Here is a 25,231-nt window from a genome sequence, read left to right as displayed (position 1 = left end):
CTCAGGCTAAAACCCCTTGCCTTCAACTCCGTTATCCTGTCCCTCTCTTCCAAATTAAGTTGCTTATATCGTCTCTCCATAAACACTTAGGGTAACTCCTTCGTAGCCCCAAGTGTTGCACTTCCTCATTGAACTGGCGTTCAAAATTTAATTAAGCCCCATAAAACTGAGATTCTTCTGCCGAAGCATCGGCATCAGAATGACAAGAAGCCGAATAACGGAATAAAGAGGGGTAACGGATGACGCATGCCCTTGTCAATCCTTGCGTTATGGGGATATAATAAAGTTATTTATCGAGGGGAGAAACAGACACATATGACTATAACAGAAAAGATTCTTGCCGAGCATGCGGGGAAAAAAGAGCTTAGCCCTGGCGAACTTATCATTGCAAAAGTCGATTTTGTGCTTGCAAATGACATTACTGCACCCATAGCAATATCGGAATTTAAAAAGACAGGTGCAAAAGAGGTTTTTGACAAAGACAGGGTTGCATTTGTCCCTGACCATTTTGCACCTGCAAAAGACATAAAAGCCGCAGAGCAGTGCAAGCAGTTAAGGGATTTTGCAAAGAACTACAATCTAAGTCATTACTTTGAGGTAGGAAGAATGGGCATAGAGCATGCCATCTTGCCTGAGGAGGGTCTTGTCCTTCCCGGAGAGGTCATCGTAGGCGCAGACAGCCACACATGCACATATGGTGCATTAGGTGCGTTTTCAACAGGCATGGGCTCAACTGACATAGCCTTTGCAATGGCAACTGGAGAGTGCTGGTTTAAGGTTCCCAAGTCCATGAAGTTTATATATTATGGAAAGCCCGTGAAATGGGTCTCTGGAAAAGACCTTATACTTCATACGATAGGTGACATTGGAGTTGACGGAGCCCTTTATATGGCAATGGAGCTCGAAGGAGAAGCTATAGTGAGCCTTCCAATGCACGGAAGGCTTACTATGTGCAATATGGCAATAGAGGCAGGAGCTAAATCAGGTATCATCATACCTGATGCAATTACAGAGGCTTATGTAAAAGAAAGGGCAAAAAGACCATATAAGTTTTATACATCGGATAAAGGCTCGATTTATGCGGATGTGAAAGAATACGACTGCTCAAAGATACCATTAACAGTGTCCTGCCCGCATCTTCCATCAAACACAAAGCCTGCAAAAGAGCTTTCAGGGATAAAAATAGACCAGGTGGTTATAGGCAGTTGCACAAATGGAAGGCTTGAAGACCTTCGTGAGGCTTCAATGATTCTAAAAGGCAGAAAGGTTCATCCTGACACAAGGCTTATAGTAATCCCTGCTACACAGAGAATCTACAGAGAGGCTATGAAAGAGGGACTTCTTGAGATATTCCTCGAGGCAAGTGCAGTTGTCTCCACACCGACATGTGGGCCATGCCTTGGAGGTCATATGGGGGTTTTGGCAAAAGGAGAAACTGCATTGGCAACGACCAACAGGAACTTCATTGGAAGGATGGGACACCCTGAAAGCAAGGTCTATCTCAGTAACCCTGCAGTTGCCGCTGCAACTGCTATAATGGGAAGGATTGCTGTGCCTGAGGAGATAGGGATATAAAAGGAATGACTCCCGAAGAAAAACTCAAGAAATTAGGCATCGAGCTACCACCTCCTATTAAGCCTCTCGGCTCATATGTCCCGATTATAAGGGTTGGTAATCTTATTTTTTTAAGCGGCATCTTGCCTTTAAAAGATGGTAAGTTAATGAGAAAAGGAAGGGTTGGAGAGACACTTACACTGAAGGAGGCTGAGGAGGAGGCAAGGACTGCAACTATAAATGCCCTCTCTATCCTTAAGGCAGAATTAGGAGACCTTAGCAGGGTCAAGAGGTGTGTAAAGCTAACAGGTTATATTTCCTCATCAGATGACTTCATAGAACAGCCGAGTGTCCTGAATGCGGCATCAGAGCTTCTTTTTGAGGTCTTTGGCGAAAGCGGAAGGCATGTTAGGAGCGCAGTTGGCGTAAATGTTCTGCCTCTGAATTCACCGCTTGAAATAGAATTTGTCTTTGAATTGAGTTAGTTAAAGGAATATCCCAGCGAGCTGAGCAAATCAGAGCGGCTCTGAATCATCTCAAGGAATGCATTTACGACAAAAGGGTCAAACTGCTTGTTTGAAGCAATCCTTATCTCCTCTTTTGCCTTGGCAAGTGGCAATGCCTTTCTATAGGGTCTGTCTGTGAGCATTGCATCGAATGTGTCAGCAATAGTCATTATCCTTGCCTTAAGACATATCTCATCGCCTGCAATGCCGTATGGGTAGCCTGTTCCATCGTATCTTTCGTGATGCTGAAGTATGGTCTGCCTTACACCTGATAAGGTTACGATTGGCCCTAAAATCTCATCCCCTATGAGTGGATGTGCCTTAAGAAGGCTGAACTCCTCGTTTGAAAGCCTTCCTGCCTTGTTCAGGACAACAGAGTCTATGCCAATCTTTCCTATGTCATGAAGTATTGCGGCATGCTCAAGCACCTCTATCTCCTTATAATCAAGTCCTATATATTTTGCCAGCTCAACGGAAAGCGACCTTACCCTTTCGGAATGTCCCTTTGTGTATCTGTCATTTGCCTCGAGGGCATTGATAAGGGACTGAATAGTGCCAAAGTAGTTAACCTTCACTGTCTCATAAAGCCATGCGTTTTCTACTGCAACCATTGCCTGATTTGCCATTGTGATTAGAAGCTCTAACTCCTCCTGAGTGAAGTGTGAGCCGTCAACCTTCTGCTCAAGGAGCATGCCACCCACAACCTGCCCCCTCATCTTTAGAGGCACACCAATTATAGAGGTAGTTATCTCAGAGGGCTTCTGTTGGAGGTTGTTTTTGCTTATGAAGATACTTCTTCCTTCGCTAAGGAGGTCATTGTAAAGCGGATGGAAGTCCAATGAAAGGTCGCTTGTGTCTTCTATTCCCATACCCCGTTTATACTGAAGGGTCAGCCTGCTATTGTCCCTTACGAGATGAATGGAGCCCCTTTCGACATGGAGCATATCTGCGGTTATCTTTATGATAAGCTTTACAAGCTCGTTTGTCTCAATCACTGTGGTCAGGACCCTTCCTACCTCGTTTATCTTTTTGAGCCTCTCTACCATCTTTTCGAGCTCTATGTTTTTCGTCTTTACCTCTTTGGAAAGGCTGAGGACCGCCTTATTGGCTGTGTCAACCTCTTTAATCTTATATTCGAGGTGGCTGTTTAGCTCTTCTAATTTTCTTTTATGCTCAAGCTCTGTTTTTACCTTTGAGATTTCTTTTTCCTTTTTAAGGTTTTTATCATAAAGACCCTTCATCTCAAAGACCATGTCGTTAAATGCCCTGCCTATAACGGTCAGCTCATCGTTTTCCTTAAGCTCTATCTTTGCATCCCAGTTGCCTCCTTCCACTTCCTTTATGGTCTTCATAAAGCCTTTCAGGGGATTCATGACAAACCTCGATATAAGAATGCTCAGCACTACTGCGACCACAAAGACTGTGAGGATATTGGAAAATATCAGGAACTTCTTTATTGCAACCATATCATCTTTGTTTTTTGAAGCGTTATAGCTTATCTCCAATGCTCCAATAGTCTTTATGCTTGAGCTATGACAGCCATAGCATTGGGGCTTGTTCTGGATACGGAGTGTGTGCGTTAATATATCCTCTTTTGTTGCGATTTTCATCGGGTCTGTATAGGCAATGGAGTTATATTCTTTTGACTTTCTGCCTATTTCCTTCATATCGCTGGATTTAAGGATATAGCCGTCATCCGAAATAATTCTGAGGCTTTTTATCTCCCTGCTTTTCCCGATGCTTTCAAGCAGCATCTGAACTTCCTCTGTCTTGCCCTTTGACATGGCATTTTCAATGCTTTTAAGGACAATATCTCCCTGCACCTCTAAGTTCTTCATCTCTAAAGCTGTCATCCTCTTGCCTTGAGCATTAAGGACAATGGCAGTTGAGAGACTTATTGTGAGGAGTATAACGAGGGCTATGGCTGTTATAATCTTTGTCTTAAGTAACATATCCTAAATTCTACCAAAAGTTTTCAAGGCAACAATCCTTATTAATATATAAGCAAATTATATGCCTATTAATATGTAGAAGAACCCTTGAATTTACTGCTTTTTGGGGTTGAATCACATAGATTAGGTAGTTTTTTCACGCATTTTGCTTGAAAACACACAGGCAATTATAAAATCGTGCATTGGTTGGAAAAGAAAGCTGGCGGTGCAGGGATTTGAACCCCGGACACTGCGGATATGAGCCGCATGCTCTAACCGACTGAGCTACACCGCCTTAAGAGAGAATTATAACAAATCCTCTCAGGCTAATAGAAGAGGTCAAATCTCCTTGCCCTTATGCTTATGAGTATGCCGACGGCTATGAAGTTACTGAGGAGGGCTGTGCCTCCGTAGCTCATAAAGGGAAGCGGTATGCCAATTATGGGCAGAAGCCCCATTGCCATGCCCATATTAAAGACAATGTACATGGAGAGCATGAATGTTATGCCTGTTGCAAGCAGTCTTCCGAAGTCATCCTTTGCGTTTTTTGCAGTGTCTATACTGCGATAGACAAATCCTAAATATATGAGAAGCAGGACTATACTGCCCAGAAAGCCCCATTCCTCGGCAAACATGGAGAATATGAAGTCCGTATGCTTTTCAGGAAGAAACCTAAATGGCCCCTGTGTGCCCTTGAGAAAGCCTTTTCCCAGAAACTTGCCTGAGCCTATGGCAACCTTTGACTGGGTTATCTGATAGCCAATTCCACTGGGGTCTACATCAGGCTCCATAAATGCCACAAGCCGATTTTTCTGGTAGTCCCTGAGCTCATCCCAGAATATGTTTCCAAGAAATGGGATGGATATAATGCCTGCAATAAGGAGAAAGAAAACAACATTTCTTTTTACGCCCCTTATCAGGGTAAGGAATGCAAACAGAAGAATCAGGATAAGTGCTGTTCCTAAATCAGGCTGTTTCAGGAGCAAAAAGAAGGGAAGTGCAGTAAATGCAAGGAATGCCTTTATGACAGCCCATCCTGAAAGAGGTGCCTTTATCAGGGTCAGATACCTTGTGAACATCACGACAAAGCAGAGCTTGAAAAGCTCGCTTGGCTGAAACGAAAACACCCCAAGGCTTATCCATCTTTGAGCACCTCCGCCAGCCCTGCCTATTATATATGTGGCAAGAAGAAGCCCGATACCCAACACATAAATAATGTAGGATGCCCTGCCCAGCCAGACATAATCAAAGCTTACGACTGTGATGAGGCCAATGATTCCAATGAAAACCCAGATGAACTGCTTTATATAGAAGTTCGAATGTCCTCCTTCTTCAAGGGGTCGGGTTGCACTAAATATTGTGATAACTCCAATTAGGCTTATGAGTAAGACCGTAGTAAGCATGAACCAGTCGAAATTCTTTATTAGGTATTTATTCATCTTCACCTGCCTTCAGGTGCCTTGAAATGTATGCCTCAATAGCTGCCTTTGCAATTGGTGCGGCGGCTGAGGCTCCATGTCCACCATGCTCTACTAAGACTGCTATAGCCACCTGAGGGTTTTCATATGGTGCATATGCAGTAAACCATGCATGGTCTCCGAATCTACCGCTTGCCGAACCTGCCTTTGATGACCTGACCTGTGCGGTTCCTGTTTTTCCTGCTATTTCCACGATTTTGGATCTTGCCGAATGGGCTGTTCCGCCGGGCTCATTGACAACCCCCCAAAGGGCATTCCTCAGAATTTCAAATGTCTTTTGGCTTATATTAAGCCTCTTAATCGGCTTTGGCGTCTCCTCAGGCAGGATTAGCGTTACATCATACATGTATCCGCCATTTGCAACGATACTTATGAGTCTTGCCACCTGAAGAGGTGTCATGAGCACATAGCCCTGTCCGATAGATGTAATATAAGTTTCTCCCTGATACCATGGCTGTCCCTTAGCCTTTATTTTCCAGTTCTCATCAGGCATAAACCCGGGCTTTTCTCCTTTGACCAGTTCAAGACCGCATGGACTGCCTACACCTAACTCACGCGCATATTCTGCAATGCTATTAATACCTGTTCGTCTGCCTGCTGTGTAAAAATACACATCGCATGACTGCACAAGAGCGTCATGAAAAGAAAGGGTTCCGTGTCCAGCTTTCTTCCAACACCTAAAGCTCCATTTCCCATGTGTCAGTCCGCCAGAGCAGGTAATCTTTGTTTCAAGGTTTATGGCTTCCTTTTCAAGGGCTGATATCGCAGTTACAATCTTAAACACAGAGCCTGGTGGATACTGGCTCTGAAGTGCCCTATTGAGCATTGGAAACCTTCCGTCATCCCGAAGCCTGAGCCAATCCTCAGGGCTTATTCCTTTTGCAAAGAGATTAGGGTCAAAAGATGGTCTGCTGACAAGTGCCAGAATCTCGCCTGTATCGGGCTTTAGAGCAACGAGGGCACCTGCACGGTTTCCGAATGCTGTTTCTGCCTCTTTCTGAAGCTGGATGTCTATGCTTATATGCAGGTCTTTGCCTTTAACAGTCGGCACTTCGCCAACCACTCTCAATTCCCTACCTAAGGCATCGACCTCTATAATCTTCTCTCCTGGAACCCCCCGCAAGATGTCATCAAAAAGTTTTTCTATGCCCCACTGCCCTATGAATGCCTCAGCCGGAATATCCTTAAGCCCAGGGGATTTTGCCTGTTCCGGGTTTAACTTTCCAAGATACCCTATTACATGGGCTCCTACATCTCCATAAAGGTAATGTCTTGCAAGGTCCACCTCTATTTGAATGCCCGGATAGTCCGAGAGCCTTGCCTCTATGAACGCCACCTCCTTCATGCTTAGCCTTTCCTTAAGCCTTATCGGCTCAAAAGGTTTTCTATCTTCGATCTTCTTTTGAACATCTTCCTTGCTAACTCCAAGAAGCTCTGAGATCGACTCTATGTCAACAGTATCCGCAGCTTCAGGAAGAAGAATGACACAGTAATAGGGCATGTTTTCTACAAGCGGAATTCCATTCCTGTCGTAAATTACTCCTCTTGGCGAAGGTATCTTTATCCTCTGAAGTCTGTTTTCCTCCGAAAGTCTTCTTAGCTCATTGCCCTGAATAAGCTGAAGCTGAAAGAGCCGACCTCCAAGCACAAGAAATATCAGGGTTATGACATAGGCTATTTTTCTTTCAGTCATTGCCTTTTGGTCTGATGAACAGTCCTACTACCGAATTTAACACTGCCTGTCCAAGGATAAAATACAGTGCATGGAGAACGCTTGTGGACATCCCATGGAAAATAGAGATCGAGATGAACGACACTGCCCTGTCTATAATCGTGGCAGTCCCAGCACCTATGATGCCAATGAACGGAGTCCATCTGAAAAATAATAAGCCTGTAAGGGATGCCGAGAAATACCCCGCCACGCCTTTGCCAAGAAGGTTTGGACCAAGCATACCTCCTGAAAGGCTATCCGAGACAATGCCAATCAATGCACCAAAGGCAAGCCCTTTAAGATGGCCGTTCCTTAGTCCAATTGAATATACAATCAGCGTACTAACAGAAGGCATTATGCCCAGTACCCGAACCTTTGCCTCAAGGACAAAGGAAAGCACAATAAGAAGAGTATAGCCCAGTCCGCTCATCACCTGAGAACGATTACCTCCTCGACCTTCATAGTATCTACGAATAAGGTTACCTCTATATCCTGAAAGAGTTTTCTGTCAGACTTAAATACACCTGATATATAGCCTATGCCCAGCCCTGGCGGGAAAAGGCTATCGAGCCCGCTTGTAACGATAACCTCCTCTTCCCTGACAGTCTCCACAGTGCTTATATACTGGATTATGCCGTGCCTTCCACCTGAGCCTGAAAATATGCCCTCTGCCCTTCCTGCCTGAAGCCGAACTCCAGCTTTGAATCTTTTATCCGTGATTAAAAGCACGGATGAATACGAGTCATAGACCTCATGGATTTTCCCTGCAAGACCTTTTACCGTTATAACTGCCATGCCCTTTGTTATGGAGTCTGCCCTGCCCTTATCGATAATGAGTGTATGAGACCACAGGTCATTTCCCCTTGCAATGACTGAAGCAGAAACAGGCAAACCCTGTTGTCTCTTCTTAAGGGAAAGCAGATCTTTTAGTCTTTCGTTTTCAAGCTCAATCTCTTTAAGTTTCTGGTTTTGAAGTCTCAGGAAGGCAATAGCGTTTCTCATGTCCTCAATTTCTTTTTGCGTGATTGTGAGGTTTTCTATCGAGGCACTTATGCGATAGCTTACCTGCCTAATGGAGTCGTTTAAGAGGTTCAGGGGATGCATGAGAAATCCGAGGGGCATTATCGGGCCTTTCGATGCCTGATAAACCATCATGGTGACAGTTACTACAAGAAATACTAAGAAGACCCTAAAGTGTTTCTTTGACATTAAGAATAAAGTGCTATTTTTTTCAGAAGCTCAAGTTCATCGAGCATCTTACCCACTCCCCTTACGACTGCTGTAAGAGGGTCATCTGCCACCACAACTGGAAGCGCGGTCTCTTTTTTAATAAGGCTGTCAAGTCCTTTTAAGAGTGCCCCTCCGCCTGCAAGCACAATGCCCTTGTCAACTATATCTGCGGCAAGCTCAGGGGGGGTGTTCTCTAAGGTGACTTTTATCGTGTCCAGTATTATGTTTACAGGCTCGGCTAATGCCTCTCTTATTTCCGCCTCGGTAATCAGGATGGTCTTTGGTATACCTGACAGTAGGTCCCTTCCTTTTATGTCCATGGACATTGGCTTTTCGCCATCCAATGCATATGCTGAGCCAATCTCTATTTTAATCTGCTCTGCCGTCCTATCGCCTACCATTAGATTGTATCTGCGTTTGATGTAAGCCATTATGGACTCATCCATCTTATCTCCGCCAACACGGGATGCCTTACTGAACACTATCCCATCTAAGGATATGACTGCAATGTCCGTTGTTCCGCCTCCTATGTCAACAATCATATTGCCTGATGGCTCTCCAACAGGAAGACCGACTCCTATGGCAGCCGCCATAGGCTCTTCTATAAGATAGACCTCTCTTGCACCTGATGCCAATGCCGCATCCTTGACAGCCCTTTGCTCTACCTGTGTTATACCAGAGGGCACGCCTATTATCACCCTTGGGGAGACAAAGCTCCGCCTGTTATGGACCTTCGTTATGAAGTATTTGAGCATCTCTCCTGTTGCATCGAAATCAGCTATGACGCCGTCTTTCATAGGCCTTATTGCAATGATATTGGAAGGGGTTTTGCCGAGCATCTTTTTAGCCTCTATTCCGACTGCAACAGGCTTTTTATTGTCCCTTCTTACAACGACAACCGATGGCTCATCGCAGACCACGCCCTTGCCTTTCACAAACACAAGCGTGTTTGCCGTGCCAAGGTCTATAGCAAGGTCATTTGAAAACCACCCTAATATGTCATGAATGAACATCAGGTCTCCTTTTCGCCTTCGGCCTGAACCACAGATTCAATAACCATAGTCTTTGATATTTCGTCTCCAAGACGCATTTTCTCTGCACTGCCAAGCAATAATATAAATTCGAAGGTAACTATTGCAGATAAAAAGAGCCATCCGACAATCGGGATTTTCCATAAGAGAAGTCCAGCTCCAAAAGGACTATTTCTCAAAATGGACTCCCTTAGAGAGCATGCTCTTCCATCCGCTAATACCACTTTAAGTCCTGTAAGTCTTTTACCGAGGCTCCTACCTTCAAAAAGCCCATCTCCTATAAGTATATAGCCAACCCCTGCAAGCCAGCCTGCCTTTGGCAATGCCTCAACAGCCGCAAAAACCAATATAAAATCAATTGCCTTAGCTACAACCCTGAGTAAAAGAGTGGCTCTTTTAGGCTCAGTTACCATCATTAGATAATAACATTCAGGAAAAGGTTTTTACAATATCCCTTGTGACCTCATTGGATTTTCTGCTAATCTATAAAGACATGGAAAGGCATATCCATATTACCTCAAGCTCACAAGGAGAGTTCGAGACTACTGTTTTCTTAGGCGTAGATAAATACCTCGTGCAGACAGAAGATATGGGGATTAAGACTGCTAAGATTATAACTAAGACCTACAGGAAGGGACAGATACTTTCAACCATAACCACTGATTATAGAGATATCACGAATGAGCCTGACCTCAAGGAGAGGGTCCATGACCTGATGCACAAACAGCATAAGCAAGCCATTAAGGCACTTCACGAGGAGGCAAGGACCCCCTCTGAGTATCTGAATAGTGTATTGGTGTTACTAAGAAGGAAAAACAAAAAAGCCGCTATTTCTCATTTGGAGGAGGCACTTCAAATCCATCCTGATGAGCCATTTTTGCTTTCATACTATGGCTGTCTTCAGGCAATAGTGGAGAAGCGATACAAAGAAGGCGTAAGCACCTGCAAAAGGGCAATCGAAAGGCTAAAGGCATCTGTGCCCTTTGGAGAGGAGTTTTTTTATCCTGTGTTTTATCTTAACCTTGGAAGGGCTTATCTTGCAGAAGGAGACCGAAAAGAGGCATTCGGGACATTTATGAAAGGGCTCTCCTATGATAACGAAAATAAAGACCTTCTATGGGAAATAAAAAAATTAGGCATAAGAAAAAAGCCTGCTATATCGTTTCTTCCGAGAGGTAATCCCCTGAACAAATACATAGGGCTTTTACTTTCAAAGGTCTTAAAGGGAAGGTAGTTACCCTTTAGGTATATTCAGGGATTTCATTTTCTCTACAAGACTTTACAGAACTTATTCCAATGTGATTCGTGACCTTTCGTCTATGATTGCAGATGCCTCAAGGAGAAGATGTATGGTGTCCATATTTATATTTTCCTCAGGTGCAGCTGGTCCATGCAGTATACCGAATGTGCCTTTTTTCCACCTGAGCATTTCAATGAATGCCTCATTGCCCTTAAGCCCTTTGGCAGAGGCATAAACAACTTTCCCATGATGAAGATAGAGCATACCCTTTAAGCTATTACTGGAAATGTCCACCTTTGCGGTTTTAAGTCCTATGTGAAGTATCTGTACTATATCTGTAAGACCAAAGTCCTCAAGCGAGCCTGTCAGCCCCTTTCCTTCCACTTCAGCAGGCAAAGGAAGGGCTTCCTTGCCGAGAAAGGATGTTATTTTCTGGGAAATCTCGGCTACATTAAGGGGTTTTTGAACATACACAAGGTTTTTTCCTTGGAAGTTCCTTGGGTAGTGTTTATCCGGAAGTATCAGGATAAAGGGCTTGTCTTTGACAGCAGGAATCTCCTGAATAACATTGTAGAACTGAAGGAAGGAGTTTTTCTCCAGCATCTCCACATCAGCCACTATGATGTCTGGAGCCCTTTGTTTTATAAGCCTTATGGCATCGAAGCTATTCCCTGCATGAACAGTATCTATCTCATCGGCATTCACACTGAGCTTGATTATGGCAGAAAGCGCTGGCTGTCTTTCCAGTATGAGAAGGCATCGTCTTTGTCTTTCCTTTGGTTCGAATTCCTTTATAACCTCAAGGAAAACCTCCACTGTCTCTGGGTCAAACTGTGTTCCTGCTTTTTTCTTTATCTCCTCTATTGCAGAGTCTTTTTGTAAGGCCTTTCTATATGGCCTGTCAGAGGTCATAGCACAATAGGAGTCTGAAACCGCAATAATGCGTGCCCCTATTGTAATCTCCCTGCCTTTGAGTCCGAGGGGATAGCCTCTGCCATCGTAATGCTCATGGTGCTCAGAGATTATAGAGTCTACATTCCACGGAAATTTTATCTGTTTAAGGATTTGAACCGTGGTCAGGGGATGATTTTTTATTGGAGTAAGCTCCTCCTCTGTGAGGCGTTTTCTTTCCTCGAGAAGTTGATGTTGAATTCCCACTTTTCCAATATCCCTTAAAAGCGCCGCCATCTGAATAGCATCCACCGTATCTTCTGAAAGCCCCATTTTCTCTGCGATTTTTCTCGAAAGCTCTGCCACAAAATGGTCGTTGTTAAAGAAATACCTGTCATGGACCTCGAATATCTGTAGAAGCCTATCTGCAAATGTGAAAAAGAACTGCTTAAGTCCGCTAAGTTTATGGCTAAGCTGTGTTTCCGATTTCAGGGAAAGCTGAACGAACTTTTTGAACTCCTCTCCACCTACTGAAAGGTTCTTGCCCTTAGCAGAAACAGGGCCAAGAAAGAGGATATTTATGCCAGGCTTTATGGCATCGACAATCTCTTTGAACTCCTCGACCTCTATGCCATCGAGGCTCTGGCTGGCAAGCACAAGGGAGATATCTTCTGTTTTAAGTATATGCACTGCCTCAAGAACCCTTGAGGTCTCAAAGACACTGAGGTCATCGCCTCCAATAAGCTCACCGAGCCTCTTAGTCTCCTCCCTATCTTCGTTAAATATCAGGATATGCGCACCCATAAGTTTAGTGTAACATTAGATAAAATAATGTCAAGTGGAAAGCTCTTGGAGAGACCTTGACAGGAAGGAGGCGGCTGATTAAGATAATGAAACTTGAGGTCTTCATATTTTAACGAATTGAAGGACAACATCGTAAAAAGGCTGGAGTTAGGAAAGATATTACAGTGCATACCTTACGGCACAGTTTTGCAACTCATTTGCTGGAAAGCGGAACTGATTTAAGATATATCCAAGAGCTGTTGGGGCACAAAAATAGCAAAACTACCGAGATTTATACTCATGTTAGCAGTAGAGACTTTATGAAGATACAAAACCCTTTAGACCAGATTTTGGAAGTAAGATGAATAATCTACAGGTATGGATAGACGACAACGTCGCCTATCATTCCAAAATTGGGCAAAAAGCGACACTGTCGTCTATGAACGAGTTATATGAAATTTTAAGAGAGGGATTGCACTTCCCTTTTCATCTTATTGAATTTTCTTATCTGCTTGATATTTACCTGAACTCTATTTTTGATTATTCCCGAACAGTATTTTTTCAAAAATTCTTTCAAAAATATTTGATCTGACGGATTTAGAAATTGCTTCTGCTGAATCCCGAAGCTTCGGGATCATGTTTTTGGTGCTAAACCTGTCTCAAGCCGATGATGCAAGCAGAAGTTTTTTTGCAGGCAGGCTTGTTATCTCTAAATCATTAAGATTGAGAATCTTGCTTGCATGGTCTATATCAATGCCTACAATATTATTGCTCTCGTCAAAGTCCACGACTATGCCTGGGGCGATTTCTAAGGACTCTACGCTTGTTTTCTCGGAAAGGTCAATATAGAGCGAATCAGTATCTGCATAATATTTTATCTTCATAAATACCTCCTTCTATGGTTTAAATCCTCTATCAAGGAAGGCATTGTGTATTGTAATGCCGTCCTCAAGCGTAACGACCCTCAGATACCTTCCTCCTAACTCCTGTATTTTACCCCAAAACCTAATCCTTTCTCCATGCTGAACTTCTTTTTTATATGGATTTTCAATCACTTTTCTGCACATCTCAATTGTAAGATATGGTCTCTTACGCAAGATTTCATTTCTGAAATATGCAGTTGTTTTTTCCATCCTGTTATTCTAAGTAGCTCCCTTCTCCCTGTCAAGGACAATAAAAGAGCAGGAGGGCAGTAGGGTATGTTAGAGATTGCTTCTGCTTACACACCCCTGACCCTCTTCCTGACCCAATGCCATATCGCTTGCTAAAGCCTGCAGCTACATTGATTAATGACAAAAAACCTCTTGACAAATCAAAAATCATGCCTTATACTACTAACTATAGTTATAATAGATTATAGCTTAAAAAACCATAGTTAGGAGGTTGAGAAAAGACTTATGAGTAAAAAAATCTCAAAAGAAAAAAGAGTAAGTGCAAGGATTTTACTTGCTGAAGGTAAGCCCTACAGGGAAATAGCCTCTACACTTGAGATGAGCATAGGAAGTGTGCATAACATCGTAAAAGAGCCAACTGAGAATTTAAGCCCGGCTCATAGAGGCTGATGAAAAAGACTGCAACTTGAACAAAATGAAAAAGATTGAACACTCAAACGATAAAAATGAAGATAATTCAAGCACTTAGGGAATTCAACTTGAACCTATAAAAAAAGGAGATGGCAACGATTATTACTCCATCAAGATTCTTACATGAGGCAACAGGGTGGATAGCTCTTTTATAGGAGTCCTGTTCAGGGGCTTTAATGACATTCCTGCCCGAAAATGTTAAGCTTTAAATCATGCTTCCTTATAAGCGTTCCCATAGAGTAAGTCATCTCATAAAAAAAGAGATAGCTGACATTATCATGAACAGGGTTAAAGACCCGAGATTGGGTTTTGCCTCTGTCACCGATGTAGAGGTCACAGAAGACCTTAAGCTCGCAAGGGCATTCATCAGCGTCCTCAAGCCCGAAGAAAGAGAGACGACGATGAAGATATTGGATTCGGCAAAGGGTTTCATCCGTGCCGAGCTTGCAAAAAGACTAAGGATGAAATTCATACCTTCTCTGGAGTTCAGGCTCGATACCACATCCGATTATGCAAGCAGGATTGAGTGCCTTCTTAAAGAGATAAAGGAGAAACATTGAACGACATCAAGGATATAGCCTCTTTTATAAAGGGAAACGATTCATTTGTGCTTGCAACGCATGTAAACCCAGAAGGAGATGCCTTAGGCTCGGCAATAGCACTCTCCATGGCACTTTCTGCCATAGACAAAAAAACTATCGTATATGACAGGGACCCTGTTCCTGAGTTTTATAAGTTCATGCCTGGCTGGGAAAGGGTCAGAAATAGCCTCGATGGGCTTAACACCTCGTCTATGCCTTTAATCCTCCTCGATTGCAATGACCCTGAAAGGGCAGGGGTTGAAAACCTGACATTCAAGCACACTGCAGTCATAGACCACCATGAAGTAGAAAGGGGCTTTGGAGATATAAGGTGGATAGAGCCATCTGCACCTGCCACAGGACTTATGGTGTATCGTCTCATCAAGGAATTGGGCATAAGTATTACAGAGGATATTGCAGTGAACCTTTATACAGCCATTGCAGTTGACACAGGCACATTCAGATACAACAATACGACTCCCGAGGTTCTAAGGATTGCATCTTCTTTAGTAGAGGCAGGCGCACTGCCCAGCGTAGTGGCAGAAGGGCTTTATGAGACATGGTCTCAGGAAAGATTCAGACTCCTTTCAAAGACCCTCGAGACCCTCGAGATTATAGATGGCATTGCAATAACAGTTATCACAAAGGATATGTTCAAGGATACAGGAGCCTCCTCGGATGACACAGAGAACTTTGTAGGTTATCCCCGAATGATGAAAGACATAAATGTATCTGCTCTCTTTAGGGAGCTTGCCGAAGGTTCGGGATGGAAGGTAAGCCTCCGCTCGAAAAAAGACCTTGTTAATGTGGCAGTTATCGCAGAGTCATTTGGAGGCGGCGGACATAGAAACGCCGCAGGGTATAAGATAAAAGCTGATTTAAAAACCGCAAAAGAGCTTCTCCTTAAAAGCCTCAAGACGGATTTGTCCAGCTAAGAGCCTGTTTTTTTGATTCTAAAACATAGGATTTTATCTGTTTCAGGCAGAAGCCGAACATGTCTTTGTTATTACTATAGTAAGCCTTATACCATTCGGCAGTAAGCCTTACTGTTTCCTTGAATGGAAGCACTGCATGCCACTCAAGCAGGCTTAATGCCTTGTCGCATGAAAGCTTAAGGAGTGTAGATTCTTTTGTCTTGGCTGAGGCTATGTATTTCCATTTTGCCTTACCCCAGAAGGTAAGAAATGTCTCTACGAGCTCTCTTACAGGCTTATCGGTTTCCGTAGTAGGACCAAAATTAAAAGCCTCTCCATGAAGCCTATCCGATTTATAAAGTTCGACTCCGAGCCATAGATAACCGCTAAGAGGCTCAAGCACATGTTGCCATGGCCTTGTTGCCTCTGGAGACCTTATTATTGCCTCCTCGCCCAAAGACCATGCGCGCACACAATCAGGGATAACCCTGTCACCTGCCCAGTCGCCACCTCCTATCACATTGCCTGCCCTTGCTGTGGAGATATGTGCCCTTCTGCCATTGAAAAAAGATTTTATATAGGCATGTGAGGCTATCTCTGCACATGCCTTTGAGGCACTGTAAGGGTCATCTCCTCCAAGAATGTCGTTTTCCCTGTACCCCCAAAGCCATTCGTTGTTCTTGTAGCACTTGTCACTTGTTATTATCACCGCGGACTTCACAGATGGCGTTACGCGGATACATTCAAGAACATTCACCGTGCCGAGGACATTTGTGCCGAATGTAAGAGCAGGCTCTTTAAATGACCTCCTTACAATAGGCTGTGCCGCAAGGTGAAAGACGATGTCAGGGCTGTATTCCAAGAAAACCTCCTTGAGGCGATTTATATTACGGATGTCTCCTTCTATGTGAGTAATGTGCTTTTGGATATTCGAGACAGTGAAATTGCATGGCTTAGATGGAAGATAAAGGGAATACCCTATGACCTTTGCTCCGAGAGAGGTAAGCCAAATGGCAAGCCACGAACCCTTAAACCCTGTGTGCCCTGTTACAAGCACTGTCTTGCCTTTGTAGAGTCCACGAAAGAGATGCTCAGTCATCATACACCTTCCATGGAGCATTGCCACTTTGCCAGAGGGACTCAAGCACATCCCTGTCCCTTGCAGTGTCCATGCACTGCCAGAATCCTTCGTGCTTGAAAGCCATAAGTTCACCGTCTTTTGTAAGGTTCTCGAGAGGGTCTCCTTCAAGCACAGTGTCATCTCCATGAAGATAACTAAAGACCTTTGGCTCAAAAACAAAAAACCCTCCATTTATCCAGCCCTCTCCTGTCTGGGGCTTTTCCTTGAACTCTATAACCTTATTGCCTTCAAAACTCATTCCGCCAAATCGGGCAGAAGGCCTGACTGCTGTCACAGTGGCAATCCTTCCATGGGATTTATGAAACTCAATTAGTTTTTTTATATTTACATTCGAAACGCCATCTCCATAAGTAAGCATGAATGTCTCTTTGAGCATGTCTTTTAGCCTGTGGAGCCTTCCTCCTGTCATTGAATTAATCCCTGTGCCAATGAGGTGCACGAGCCAGTTTCTCACCCCGTTGTTTGATGCAGTCACCTTTCCTGTCCTGAGGTCAATTGTGAGGTTACTCTGGTGGTGGTAGTAGTTGAGAAAATACTCTTTAATCATCTCACCCTTGTACCCTAAGGCAAGGATAAACTCCTTGAACCCATGGAAATCGTATATGTTCATTATGTGCCAGAGTATTGGTCTTCCGCCAATTTCCACCATTGGCTTTGGCCTCCACTCAGTCTCCTCCTTGAGCCTTGCGCCCATTCCTCCACAGAGTATAACTGTCTTCATAGAAAACCTCCTTCAGGCATATCCGAGCCGCCTTTCCACTGCAGTTATGGCTTCGTCTAAAATCTCAAGCCCTTTAATCGCGGTTTCCTCATCCATGATAACCGGAGGTGCGACCCGAAGAAGATGGACAACCGGGACTCCTGCGATTAACCCACGCTTAATGCACTCAAGATAGACGGCACCTCCAGCCTCTGCAAGCGGCTCCTTCGAGACCCTGTCCTTTACAAACTCGATTCCGAGAAGACAGCCCTTGCCACGGACATCCCCTATGATAGGGTGACTGTCCTTTAATTCATTGAGCCTTCTCAGGAAGAACCTGCCGAGCGTCACGGCGTTTTCAAGCAAGCCCTCCTCCTCAACCACCTCTATGACCGCAAGCCCTGCGGCGCAAGCCATCGGGTTTCCGCCGTATGTGGTGGACATGCCGAGGGGCTCTATCTCTTTAGCGTATGTGCTTTTTGTGAGGAGTGCACTCAGTGGGAAACCGTTGCCGAGGCCTTTGCCGAGCGTTACGATTTCAGGCTCTACGGACCAGTGCTCGCAGGCAAGCCACTTGCCGGTCCTTCCTGAACCTGTCAGTATCTCATCTGCCATGAGAAAGATGCCCTTGCTCCGACAGAACTCCGAGAGCTTGGGCAGGAAGTCATCCGGCGGAACCATCGAGCCGCCCCACCCTTGAATGGGCTCCACGATGAATGCCGCTACATTGTCTGCGGTGACCTCTCTAATGAAGAGGTCATAGAATTCGATATACCTGTCGGTGTCTATTGTGCCGTCGGGTTTCGTCCATATGGGCCTGTATGGGTCGGCCCTCGGAACCATGTAAAACCCCTGAGGCCTGGCCACATTGTGGGTTGCGTTTATTCTGCCCAGGGATGCCGCGCCCATGGTCTTTCCGTGATGGTCCTGATAGACAGTTATGACCTCGTACTTGTTAGTAAGCCTCCGGGCCACCCGTATTCCGAACTCGATTGCGGTTGTCCCGTTGTCATAAAGGTGTATGTAGTCAATGCCGTGTCCTGTGAATGCGGAGAGCCTTTCGAGGTATCTGCTTTTTACCTCGGTCATATAGTCATGGCAGTTCATAAGCCTATTTGCATATCTTGCCACGGCCTCGGACACCTTGGGGTGTGAGTGTCCCAGGTTCGTAACATATATACCGGATGAAAAGTCCAGAAACTCGTTTCCGTCCACATCCCTCAGGATGACGCCCTTGCCTGAGTCAAATACAACCGGGCAGAGCTTGACCCTTCCAGTAAAGCTCGAATGTCCGACCCCTCTTGAGTAAAGCTCTTTGGATTTCGGCCCGGGCAGTTCGGTCTTCATAACAGGTAAAGCCGGCTTCCACCATGTTCTGTCATAAGGTATGTCGAAGAACTTTTCGTCCATCTCTTAAAAGGGCTCTATCATAGGCATCTGCCGCCCTTCGTCCTTTGCCCTGAGTACCTTATCGAGGATGTATTTCCTGTCCATAACCTTGTCATTTATTATCGGATAAGGGATTCCACTAATGTCCCCGAAGATGAACTTCAGCCTCCTTGAGCCTTCTATCTCCGCAATTTGCTTGGCCACGGCAGGGACATTCAGCTCTGTGAAAAGCTCGTTGGCAAGCACAGTCGCCCTTTCATAGAATATGTTGTCCTCCAGTGTGAGATAGGGGCGAAACTTTGCCGCGCTCTCTTTCATGTACCTGAAATGGAACTTCGCAAGGTCATCGAGAGACCATTGGATGGGCTTGTCGGCAAGCTTCTCTGCATAGCTGAATATGGGCGTCCCTGGGATTGGGCTCAGTATGTAGCAGTTGGCCCTCACGAAGGGGTTTATTTCCTTGAGCCTTTTCATAAGGTCTATATTGAGCTTCGTTTCCTCGTCCCTCTCTGTGGGCACGCCAAACATGAAGTTGTGCACAGTGTTAATGCCCGACTTTCTCAGTAGTCTGTTTGTCTCGATAACCCTCTCGGCAGGTATCACTTTTCTCAATATTTTCTGCAGTCTCGGCGAAACCGTCTCGATGGAATAGCAGACCGTCTGGCATATACCCTTGAGTAACTCGATGGTCTCTGGCTTGAGGTTATTGATATTCGTCCAGATATGCTCTATGTAATAGCCCTTTTGCTTGATGTGCTCAAGGACAGGAGCTACTTTTTTGAGGTCGTAGAGGAAATCATCGTCCCCAAATGTAAATACATTTATCCCAAAATTCCTGTTCAGGTATTCAATCTCCTTTATTACATTTTCGGGTGACCTCCGCCTGTAACGGAGGACGGCCTTGACCTGCTTTATGTCCTTGAGGTAGCAGAAGGAGCAGTTGTACTTGCATCCCCTGCTTGTATAGAGGTTGATGAAATACGGCACTTGGCGGTAATTCACCCTGTCTTTGATGAGGTCCCAGCCAAAGTCCTCGCTCGTGTATATGGAATCGAGGTCTTCGGCATAGACGAAGTTCCTGTTTATCACTTGCTTGCCGGCCTCCTTGTATCCGAAGCCGGGTATGTCCTTCGGTTTTTGCCCCTTCCTCAGGGCATCTAATAGGGTGAAGAACGAAAGCTCCCCCTCCCCGATTATTACATAATCAACTGGCAGTTCCTCAAGTATAAGCTCGGCGGCTAGATGGACGAGCTTGCCTCCCCATACGACAGGGATTTCCGGGGCTGTCTCATTTATCATCATTGTAATCGCGATGGCGTTTTTAGTGAACTTTCCGAGTATCACGGAGAGTCCAATTGCGAGAGGTTTTTCCTTTATTAGGTCTTTCAATATCCGCTTGTAGTCAGGCTCGACATGGGTGTCGAGGATGCGGACATCATAGCCCTTGTCTCTGATGTAAGCCCCAAGGTTCAATATGGATACAGGTGGGTCTTCCCTCGAGACAGTCCTCTGCCTTGCGCCCATTGAGCGCGCAATCTCAGGGTCTACATCTTCGTCGTGGCCCGGATTTATAAGAACAACAAGCTCTCTCTTCATATTTCTATTATAAAATAAAACATGGAATGCAATCCATAATCGCATTGCGTCCCAAATCTGCCGATAGACTTTAGCGCTACTCCTCGTATTCATAGTTCAAAGCCCAAGCTCCATCACACAGTCAGAGATACTCTTAACCCTCCTTACATTTAACCCCCTCCAGAGCCCTTCGGTCTCTGAAATGGCGCGGGCAATAAAGCCTGTTCCTGTCTCCTTTGCGGCATCGTAATCCGTCATCGCATCTCCTATGAAAACGACCTCATCTGCCTTGAGATTATAGGTGCTAAGGACTTTTCTTACAAGCTCTGTTTTTGTCTCTGGAGAGCCGTATATGCCATCAAAAAAATGCTCTATGTTTCTCACCTTCGCTATAAGCCTCATCTCCTCCTCAGGTGTGCCTGACACTATGAAGAGCTTAACCTTTCCATGAAGCCTCTTCAGGCATTCTGATGCACCATCAACCTCTGGAGCAGTCATAACGCCTTCAAGAACAAGCTCCTTGAATCTTTTGCAGAGCCTTTCGAACTCCTCCTCTGGCAGAAGACGCCTGAGAATCTCTTTGTATATGTATCTGAATTTCTCGAATCTCGATACCCCTCCATGCTCAAGATGGTATGCAACTATTTTATTTACAGTCTCTGCCCCTTCTTTTTCAAAGAGCCTTCTGAATGCCTCTGTCTTTATATTCACTGATTCTGCAAGGACTCCGTCAAAATCAAAAATTACTGCCTTAAGCATCTATAACTCCTATCAAGGTACATGGAGAACTGTCAATGCCTTCCATGTACAGAGGCACTGCAATGACCTCTTTTAAACCTTTTAGCCTCATAGAAAGATCAACATCCTCTATAATAAGTATTGGGTTTTTGCCTCCAAGCAGAGCCCTGTGGGTATTTCTGCCTTCTTGCCGATGAAGCGGGGATGCCACTGATATGCAGTCTATGCCTATTGCCCTAAGTCGGGGACAAGATGTCTTTAGCCATTTGGCTGTCTCAGGAAGGATATATGGGTTTCTGGATATATAGACCTTTCTGCCTCTCAGCTTGAAAAACCCTGTCCTTATAAGAAGCAAATCAGTGGTTTTCTTTACCCTGCCTTTAAGGTCAGAAGTCCTGATTGGTTCGTCCTGTCCTTTTGGACAATCAAGAACAAGAGGTTTTTTAAAGATTAATTCTTCTACAGTGTAGTCAGCTACCTTTCTGCCCGAGTTATGAAAATGATTCGGGAAATCTATGTGTGTTCCTGTGTGGTTTGATAAAGAAATGACATATGTATTACAAGAATCCCCTCTCAGGATGCTCTTTGCCTGTTTTATTATTATAGGCTCTGTCTTGGGATAAAGGGGTGTGCCCTCATCTATGTTATAGGAGACTCTAACGAGCCTTTTCATCCTTGATGACAAGACCATTTAGTGTAGGGTAATGGTGAACCTTTTTATAAATGTCATAAAGGCATTCCATGATTCCCTGTCCAAGGTCATGGTAGCTTTTACTTACAAGCCTTTTCCCCACCCTCGGTGCAAATGTATATGGTGTAATCTCGTAATGATAAGTCTCTGAAGGAGGAAGGAACTCTAAAGAGATTTTATTTTCAAGCATCTCTTTTATCATGAGCATAAGCTCTTTAATCTTTATCTGCTGGTAGCCTGTGATTATGACTGTCTGGTTTAGGAACTCATTGGAGAGTATATCCACGCTTGCCACTGCGGCATCCTTTACATGTATGTATTCCCTTATCTCTTCTCCATCTCCATGCCTTACTATTTTGCCTTCTGTAAGGGCTTGCTTGAGCGACCTGTATATCCAGTTTCTTTCATCGCTTCTTGGGCCATAAAGAGAGCCGTATCTCAGAATTGTATAGGGAAGCCCAAATGTCTCGTAGTAGTTTTCTATTATAAGCTCTGATGCCTGTTTGCTTGAGCGATAAAACGAGCCTGTTTTGCTATATACATAAAGTGTGCTTGCATAAACAAACCTCTTTACGCCTGCCTTTCTTGAGCACTCAAGAAGCACTGTGTTTCCTAAGACATTGAACCTTATGGTTTCAAGGGGCTTTACTTTTGCCTCCTCTATGTCTGCAAGCCCTGCAAAGTTATAAACCACATCTGCACCAGAAAGAGACTCTGAAACTGAAGCCTCATCCATTATGTCTCCAACAACCATCCTCTGAGACGCACTGATATACGGAGATGGCTTGAGGTCAAATACTGTAACTTCATGACCTTTATCCGTAAGGGCATCAGCCACATGACTGCCTAAAAACCCACTGCCTCCAAAAACCACTGCCTTCATCCCATCAATCCTTTCAAAAGGTTATCCACTGCCTCTTTTTCCATCCGGGTCCTTGCCTCAAGAGCATAAGAGCCTATATGTGGTGTAAGTATAACATTTTCAAGCCCTTTGAGTTTGCCATCATACGGCTCTTTTTCAAAGACATCCAATGCCGCACCAGCAAGATGTCCTTCCTTAAGAAGCTCATAAAGGGCCTCTTCATCCACCACCCCTCCCCTTGAGATATTTATGAGCCATGAGCCTTTTCTCATTAATCTCAGCTCCTTATCTACAAGTATCGTCTCTTTTTGAGATATATGAATTGTTACAATATCAGCCCACACAAGTAAATCCTTAAGGGATAGCCTTTTTATGTCTTTAGCAGAAACTGCAGGGTCTGTGTAGGCGACCTCCACAGAAAAAGGCTTAAGGAGCTCAGAAACCTTTCTGCCGATTCTTCCAAAGCCTATAATGCCAATATTTTTGCCCTTTAGGAGATTGCCCATCTTTTTCTGCCATTTCCCTGCCTTAAGGTCAGAGTCCATGCGATTTATTTTTCTTAGGAGATTAATAATCAGCCCCACTGTAAGCTCAGCCACTGCGAGTGTTGGTGCATCAGGCGAGTTAAAGACCTTTATGCCCAGCCTTTTTGCAGTTTCCATGTCAACATTATCAAGCCCTGTTCCGCATCTGGAGATGACCTTTAGTAAAGGCAATTTTTCAAGCACCCCTCTATCGAGAGGCTCTGTGCCTGCTATGATGCCAACAGCATCCTTTGCAAGCTCAGCCACCTCATCGGAGGTGAGCTTTCTTCCGTGGGGATTGGTTTTTACGGATAAGCCCGCATCCTTAAGTTTTTTCAGGGGGACACCATCAAACTCTCCAAATGTAGAGGTTGTAATTAAAATTATCATATAAGAAATGCCTCCATTGCCCTTTCGCTTACAGGCTCAAAGATATCGCTTACCGAGACCTCAGGCACTTCAGCCTTGCCTGAAGAAAGAAGATTTTCTACATCCTTTTTTATATCAGAAGGAGTATAAACTGGTTTTCTATAGAAATCAAACCACTCTGTGGGGTCATGAGAAAGGGAAAGCTCGCTTCCCACATTCACATAGGGGATGCCTAAGATGCAGAACTCCAAAAGTGCTGATGTTGCCATAAGTATTCCGCAGTCAACCTCCTCAATTATGCTATAAAGCTCTCTGTCTGTAAAACTGAAATTGGGGGGCATCTGGTAGTTGCTTTCTCTAAAAAACTCCACAATCCTTTCCCTGCTCATGAATGGATGAGGCTTTATGGATAGCTTGATGTCAGGCATTTCCTTGAGTGCATGGTAGACCTTTGAAAGTAACTCCTTTGTCAGTGTTGGCTCAAATGGCGTTAACAGAGCTATCTGTTTTCCTTCTGACTTTTTCTCTTTAGTCTTAAGGTAATGCATGTAATCATACATGAAGGCTGGACCAATGGCAATCCGCTCTTTTGGAAACCCCTCACCTTCAATAATACGCATCATCTTCTTTCCGCTTGTAACCAGCCTGTCAGGAGCATATGTATATTCCCTGCCTGCACAATATAGGTTGAGAAAGTTCGGGAAAAAAGGGGCATGCTGATAGCTCAGTATTTTTGTGCCCTTCAGGTATTTTCTTATGCCGAGCCTGAAGAGCTTTTCAGGAAGAAGATTCTCATAGGAATCAATGTATATATCAGGCTCTATACCATTTTCCTTAAGCCTTTTTGCAAGCCTGTAATTCAAAATGCTTTCATGAACAAGCTCCATCCTCAGTGCCTCTTTAAAAAGCCTTCTAAGATTAAGCCCCTGAAAATGTATGTCTTTTATCCTTATAAGTTTCTGCCTTAGATAGACCCAGACGGCAAATAAATAGTCAGAGAGCCTGTAGTAGCTATACTCAATGACGAATTTCCCCTGAGCACCTTTAAACCACCTGAATGCCTTCCTGAACCATCCAACTGCCCTCAACCCGCCTCCTCTTATATCCAGTATCTTTGCAAAGGTTATGACCTCATATCCTTTGTCTTTGAGCCAGTCAGAGAGTCTTCCGAAACACCTGTCTTTGAATCTTCCATCACTGCTAAGGCTTTTTTCGTTCACACAGCTGAAAATCAGATATTTCTTCTTGCCTTTATCGAGGTCTTTTCCCTTGAGTTTTCTCAGATATAAAACCGAAAGTAAAACCTTTATAAGCCCTGCCATAAGGAAATAAAAAATGTATGCATAGCCCTTTAGAGTCTGCTTGAGTCGGTCAAAAACTGCTATCCTTTGGTTAAGTAACACAGAGTCCGTATGAGTTGACTTAAGGGTCTCAAGCACAGCCCAGCTATCGGATATAATGCAGATATTGCCATCTGCCTTAATGGCATCTTCTGCCATGCTCAAGTAGCATATATTCAGGAAGAGATTGCTATTAAAGGTATTTTTTTCGGCTAACTTAGTTGCCCACCACTCAGTAGAGTCATATCTTTCTCCAAGGTCTGCCATCAGGCTGAGGAATGGTTTTCTGAGTGCCTTTGCCTTCATGGCAAGGACATTACCTGTCTTAATCCTCTCTGCCTTCAGGCTTGCCTCGTAAAACATAAGTTTCTGATAATCTCTCGAAAGAAAAAGCCATCTCTTTATACTGTGCTTTTTTATACCATTTAGAATGTCTTTTCCTTCTGATACATTGCATAAGAGTATCATT

General features: G+C 44.3%; 26 protein-coding genes and 1 tRNA gene. 7 read left to right on the top strand and 20 right to left on the bottom strand.

The annotated features are described in order from the left end of the window. Positions 1 to 315 precede the first annotated feature (315 nt). Both leuC and HY805_04930 read left to right on the top strand, forming a co-directional pair. Entirely contained in the window at positions 316 to 1,575 is a 1,260-nt protein-coding gene (gene leuC, locus HY805_04935; GenBank protein ID MBI4823559.1) for a 3-isopropylmalate dehydratase large subunit, read from the top strand. A 5-nt stretch (positions 1,576 to 1,580) separates the two neighbouring features. Further along, complete coding sequence (locus tag HY805_04930; GenBank protein ID MBI4823558.1) at positions 1,581 to 2,039, top strand: RidA family protein; 459 nt, start codon at positions 1,581 to 1,583, stop codon at positions 2,037 to 2,039. Here HY805_04930 and HY805_04925 read toward each other — a convergent pair. The 8 genes from HY805_04925 to HY805_04890 form a co-directional block, all read right to left on the bottom strand. Continuing rightward, positions 2,036 to 4,012, bottom strand: a complete 1,977-nt coding sequence (locus tag HY805_04925; GenBank protein ID MBI4823557.1) for an HD domain-containing protein — start codon at positions 4,010 to 4,012, stop codon at positions 2,036 to 2,038. The two genes, HY805_04930 and HY805_04925, sit on opposite strands and share 4 nt — an antisense overlap. Before the next feature lie 200 nt (positions 4,013 to 4,212). Further along, positions 4,213 to 4,286: transfer RNA gene (locus HY805_04920), tRNA-Met, on the bottom strand. Positions 4,287 to 4,317: 31 nt separating this feature from the next. After that, on the bottom strand, positions 4,318 to 5,430 hold the full coding sequence (gene rodA, locus HY805_04915; protein ID MBI4823556.1) for a rod shape-determining protein RodA: 1,113 nt from the start codon (positions 5,428 to 5,430) through the stop codon (positions 4,318 to 4,320). After that, complete coding sequence (gene mrdA, locus HY805_04910) at positions 5,423 to 7,162, bottom strand: penicillin-binding protein 2 (protein MBI4823555.1); 1,740 nt, start codon at positions 7,160 to 7,162, stop codon at positions 5,423 to 5,425. The genes rodA and mrdA overlap by 8 nt, the downstream gene beginning before the upstream one ends. Continuing rightward, entirely contained in the window at positions 7,155 to 7,613 is a 459-nt protein-coding gene (mreD, locus tag HY805_04905; GenBank protein ID MBI4823554.1) for a rod shape-determining protein MreD, read from the bottom strand. Before mreD ends, mrdA begins: the two co-directional genes overlap by 8 nt. Next, entirely contained in the window at positions 7,610 to 8,389 is a 780-nt protein-coding gene (mreC, locus tag HY805_04900; protein MBI4823553.1) for a rod shape-determining protein MreC, read from the bottom strand. The genes mreD and mreC overlap by 4 nt, the downstream gene beginning before the upstream one ends. Next, entirely contained in the window at positions 8,389 to 9,423 is a 1,035-nt protein-coding gene (locus tag HY805_04895) for a rod shape-determining protein (protein ID MBI4823552.1), read from the bottom strand. Before HY805_04895 ends, mreC begins: the two co-directional genes overlap by 1 nt. Then, positions 9,423 to 9,857: an RDD family protein gene (locus tag HY805_04890; GenBank protein MBI4823551.1), complete on the bottom strand. Its 435-nt coding sequence runs from the start codon at positions 9,855 to 9,857 to the stop codon at positions 9,423 to 9,425. The genes HY805_04895 and HY805_04890 overlap by 1 nt, the downstream gene beginning before the upstream one ends. A 50-nt stretch (positions 9,858 to 9,907) precedes the next feature. Between HY805_04890 and HY805_04885 the strand changes: the two genes are divergently transcribed. Next, positions 9,908 to 10,675 carry a hypothetical protein gene (locus HY805_04885; GenBank protein MBI4823550.1) on the top strand — a complete coding sequence of 256 codons (768 nt, stop codon included), beginning with the start codon at positions 9,908 to 9,910 and terminating at the stop codon, positions 10,673 to 10,675. A 54-nt stretch (positions 10,676 to 10,729) separates the two neighbouring features. On the opposite strand, the gene HY805_04880 is transcribed toward HY805_04885, so the two are convergent. Next, positions 10,730 to 12,376 carry a DUF4388 domain-containing protein gene (locus tag HY805_04880; GenBank protein MBI4823549.1) on the bottom strand — a complete coding sequence of 549 codons (1,647 nt, stop codon included), beginning with the start codon at positions 12,374 to 12,376 and terminating at the stop codon, positions 10,730 to 10,732. Between the two features lie 116 nt (positions 12,377 to 12,492). On the opposite strand from HY805_04880, the gene HY805_04875 reads away from it, so the two are divergent. Next, on the top strand, positions 12,493 to 12,720 hold the full coding sequence (locus tag HY805_04875; protein ID MBI4823548.1) for a tyrosine-type recombinase/integrase: 228 nt from the start codon (positions 12,493 to 12,495) through the stop codon (positions 12,718 to 12,720). A 294-nt stretch (positions 12,721 to 13,014) separates the two neighbouring features. On the opposite strand, the gene HY805_04870 is transcribed toward HY805_04875, so the two are convergent. Both HY805_04870 and HY805_04865 read right to left on the bottom strand, forming a co-directional pair. Next, the gene (locus HY805_04870; protein MBI4823547.1) at positions 13,015 to 13,239 is read right to left on the bottom strand and encodes a DUF2283 domain-containing protein; all 225 of its coding nucleotides are present in this window, start codon (positions 13,237 to 13,239) and stop codon (positions 13,015 to 13,017) included. A gap of 12 nt (positions 13,240 to 13,251) precedes the next feature. Next, positions 13,252 to 13,488: a hypothetical protein gene (locus tag HY805_04865; GenBank protein ID MBI4823546.1), complete on the bottom strand. Its 237-nt coding sequence runs from the start codon at positions 13,486 to 13,488 to the stop codon at positions 13,252 to 13,254. 264 nt (positions 13,489 to 13,752) lie between these two features. On the opposite strand from HY805_04865, the gene HY805_04860 reads away from it, so the two are divergent. From HY805_04860 to HY805_04850, 3 genes are all read left to right on the top strand, one after another. Continuing rightward, complete coding sequence (locus HY805_04860) at positions 13,753 to 13,917, top strand: hypothetical protein (GenBank protein ID MBI4823545.1); 165 nt, start codon at positions 13,753 to 13,755, stop codon at positions 13,915 to 13,917. Positions 13,918 to 14,150: 233 nt separating this feature from the next. After that, positions 14,151 to 14,498, top strand: coding sequence for a 30S ribosome-binding factor RbfA (gene rbfA / locus HY805_04855; GenBank protein ID MBI4823544.1), 348 nt, complete (start codon positions 14,151 to 14,153; stop codon positions 14,496 to 14,498). Further along, a complete protein-coding gene (locus HY805_04850) occupies positions 14,495 to 15,454 on the top strand; it encodes a bifunctional oligoribonuclease/PAP phosphatase NrnA (protein ID MBI4823543.1) in 960 nt (319 codons plus the stop codon). Before rbfA ends, HY805_04850 begins: the two co-directional genes overlap by 4 nt. Here HY805_04850 and rfbG read toward each other — a convergent pair. The 9 genes from rfbG to HY805_04805 form a co-directional block, all read right to left on the bottom strand. Continuing rightward, positions 15,432 to 16,532, bottom strand: coding sequence for a CDP-glucose 4,6-dehydratase (rfbG, locus tag HY805_04845; GenBank protein MBI4823542.1), 1,101 nt, complete (start codon positions 16,530 to 16,532; stop codon positions 15,432 to 15,434). The two genes, HY805_04850 and rfbG, sit on opposite strands and share 23 nt — an antisense overlap. Further along, the gene (rfbF, locus tag HY805_04840; protein MBI4823541.1) at positions 16,525 to 17,295 is read right to left on the bottom strand and encodes a glucose-1-phosphate cytidylyltransferase; all 771 of its coding nucleotides are present in this window, start codon (positions 17,293 to 17,295) and stop codon (positions 16,525 to 16,527) included. Before rfbF ends, rfbG begins: the two co-directional genes overlap by 8 nt. A gap of 12 nt (positions 17,296 to 17,307) precedes the next feature. Continuing rightward, a complete protein-coding gene (locus tag HY805_04835) occupies positions 17,308 to 18,684 on the bottom strand; it encodes an aspartate aminotransferase family protein (GenBank protein ID MBI4823540.1) in 1,377 nt (458 codons plus the stop codon). A 3-nt stretch (positions 18,685 to 18,687) separates the two neighbouring features. Further along, a complete protein-coding gene (locus tag HY805_04830; GenBank protein ID MBI4823539.1) occupies positions 18,688 to 20,259 on the bottom strand; it encodes a B12-binding domain-containing radical SAM protein in 1,572 nt (523 codons plus the stop codon). 96 nt (positions 20,260 to 20,355) lie between these two features. After that, on the bottom strand, positions 20,356 to 20,997 hold the full coding sequence (locus tag HY805_04825) for an HAD family hydrolase (GenBank protein ID MBI4823538.1): 642 nt from the start codon (positions 20,995 to 20,997) through the stop codon (positions 20,356 to 20,358). Further along, positions 20,990 to 21,649, bottom strand: a complete 660-nt coding sequence (locus HY805_04820; GenBank protein MBI4823537.1) for a cyclase family protein — start codon at positions 21,647 to 21,649, stop codon at positions 20,990 to 20,992. Before HY805_04820 ends, HY805_04825 begins: the two co-directional genes overlap by 8 nt. Next, complete coding sequence (locus HY805_04815) at positions 21,633 to 22,550, bottom strand: NAD(P)-dependent oxidoreductase (protein MBI4823536.1); 918 nt, start codon at positions 22,548 to 22,550, stop codon at positions 21,633 to 21,635. The genes HY805_04820 and HY805_04815 overlap by 17 nt, the downstream gene beginning before the upstream one ends. After that, positions 22,547 to 23,443: a phosphoglycerate dehydrogenase gene (locus tag HY805_04810; protein MBI4823535.1), complete on the bottom strand. Its 897-nt coding sequence runs from the start codon at positions 23,441 to 23,443 to the stop codon at positions 22,547 to 22,549. The genes HY805_04815 and HY805_04810 overlap by 4 nt, the downstream gene beginning before the upstream one ends. Then, complete coding sequence (locus tag HY805_04805) at positions 23,440 to 25,230, bottom strand: hypothetical protein (GenBank protein MBI4823534.1); 1,791 nt, start codon at positions 25,228 to 25,230, stop codon at positions 23,440 to 23,442. Before HY805_04805 ends, HY805_04810 begins: the two co-directional genes overlap by 4 nt. Between the last annotated feature and the right edge of the window lies 1 nt (position 25,231).

This window comes from Nitrospirota bacterium (genome assembly GCA_016207905.1).
GTDB lineage: Bacteria > Nitrospirota > Thermodesulfovibrionia > Thermodesulfovibrionales > JdFR-86 > JACQZC01.
Note: the sequence above shows the minus strand (reverse complement) of the source record. Positions and strands in the feature narration are given on the sequence as shown.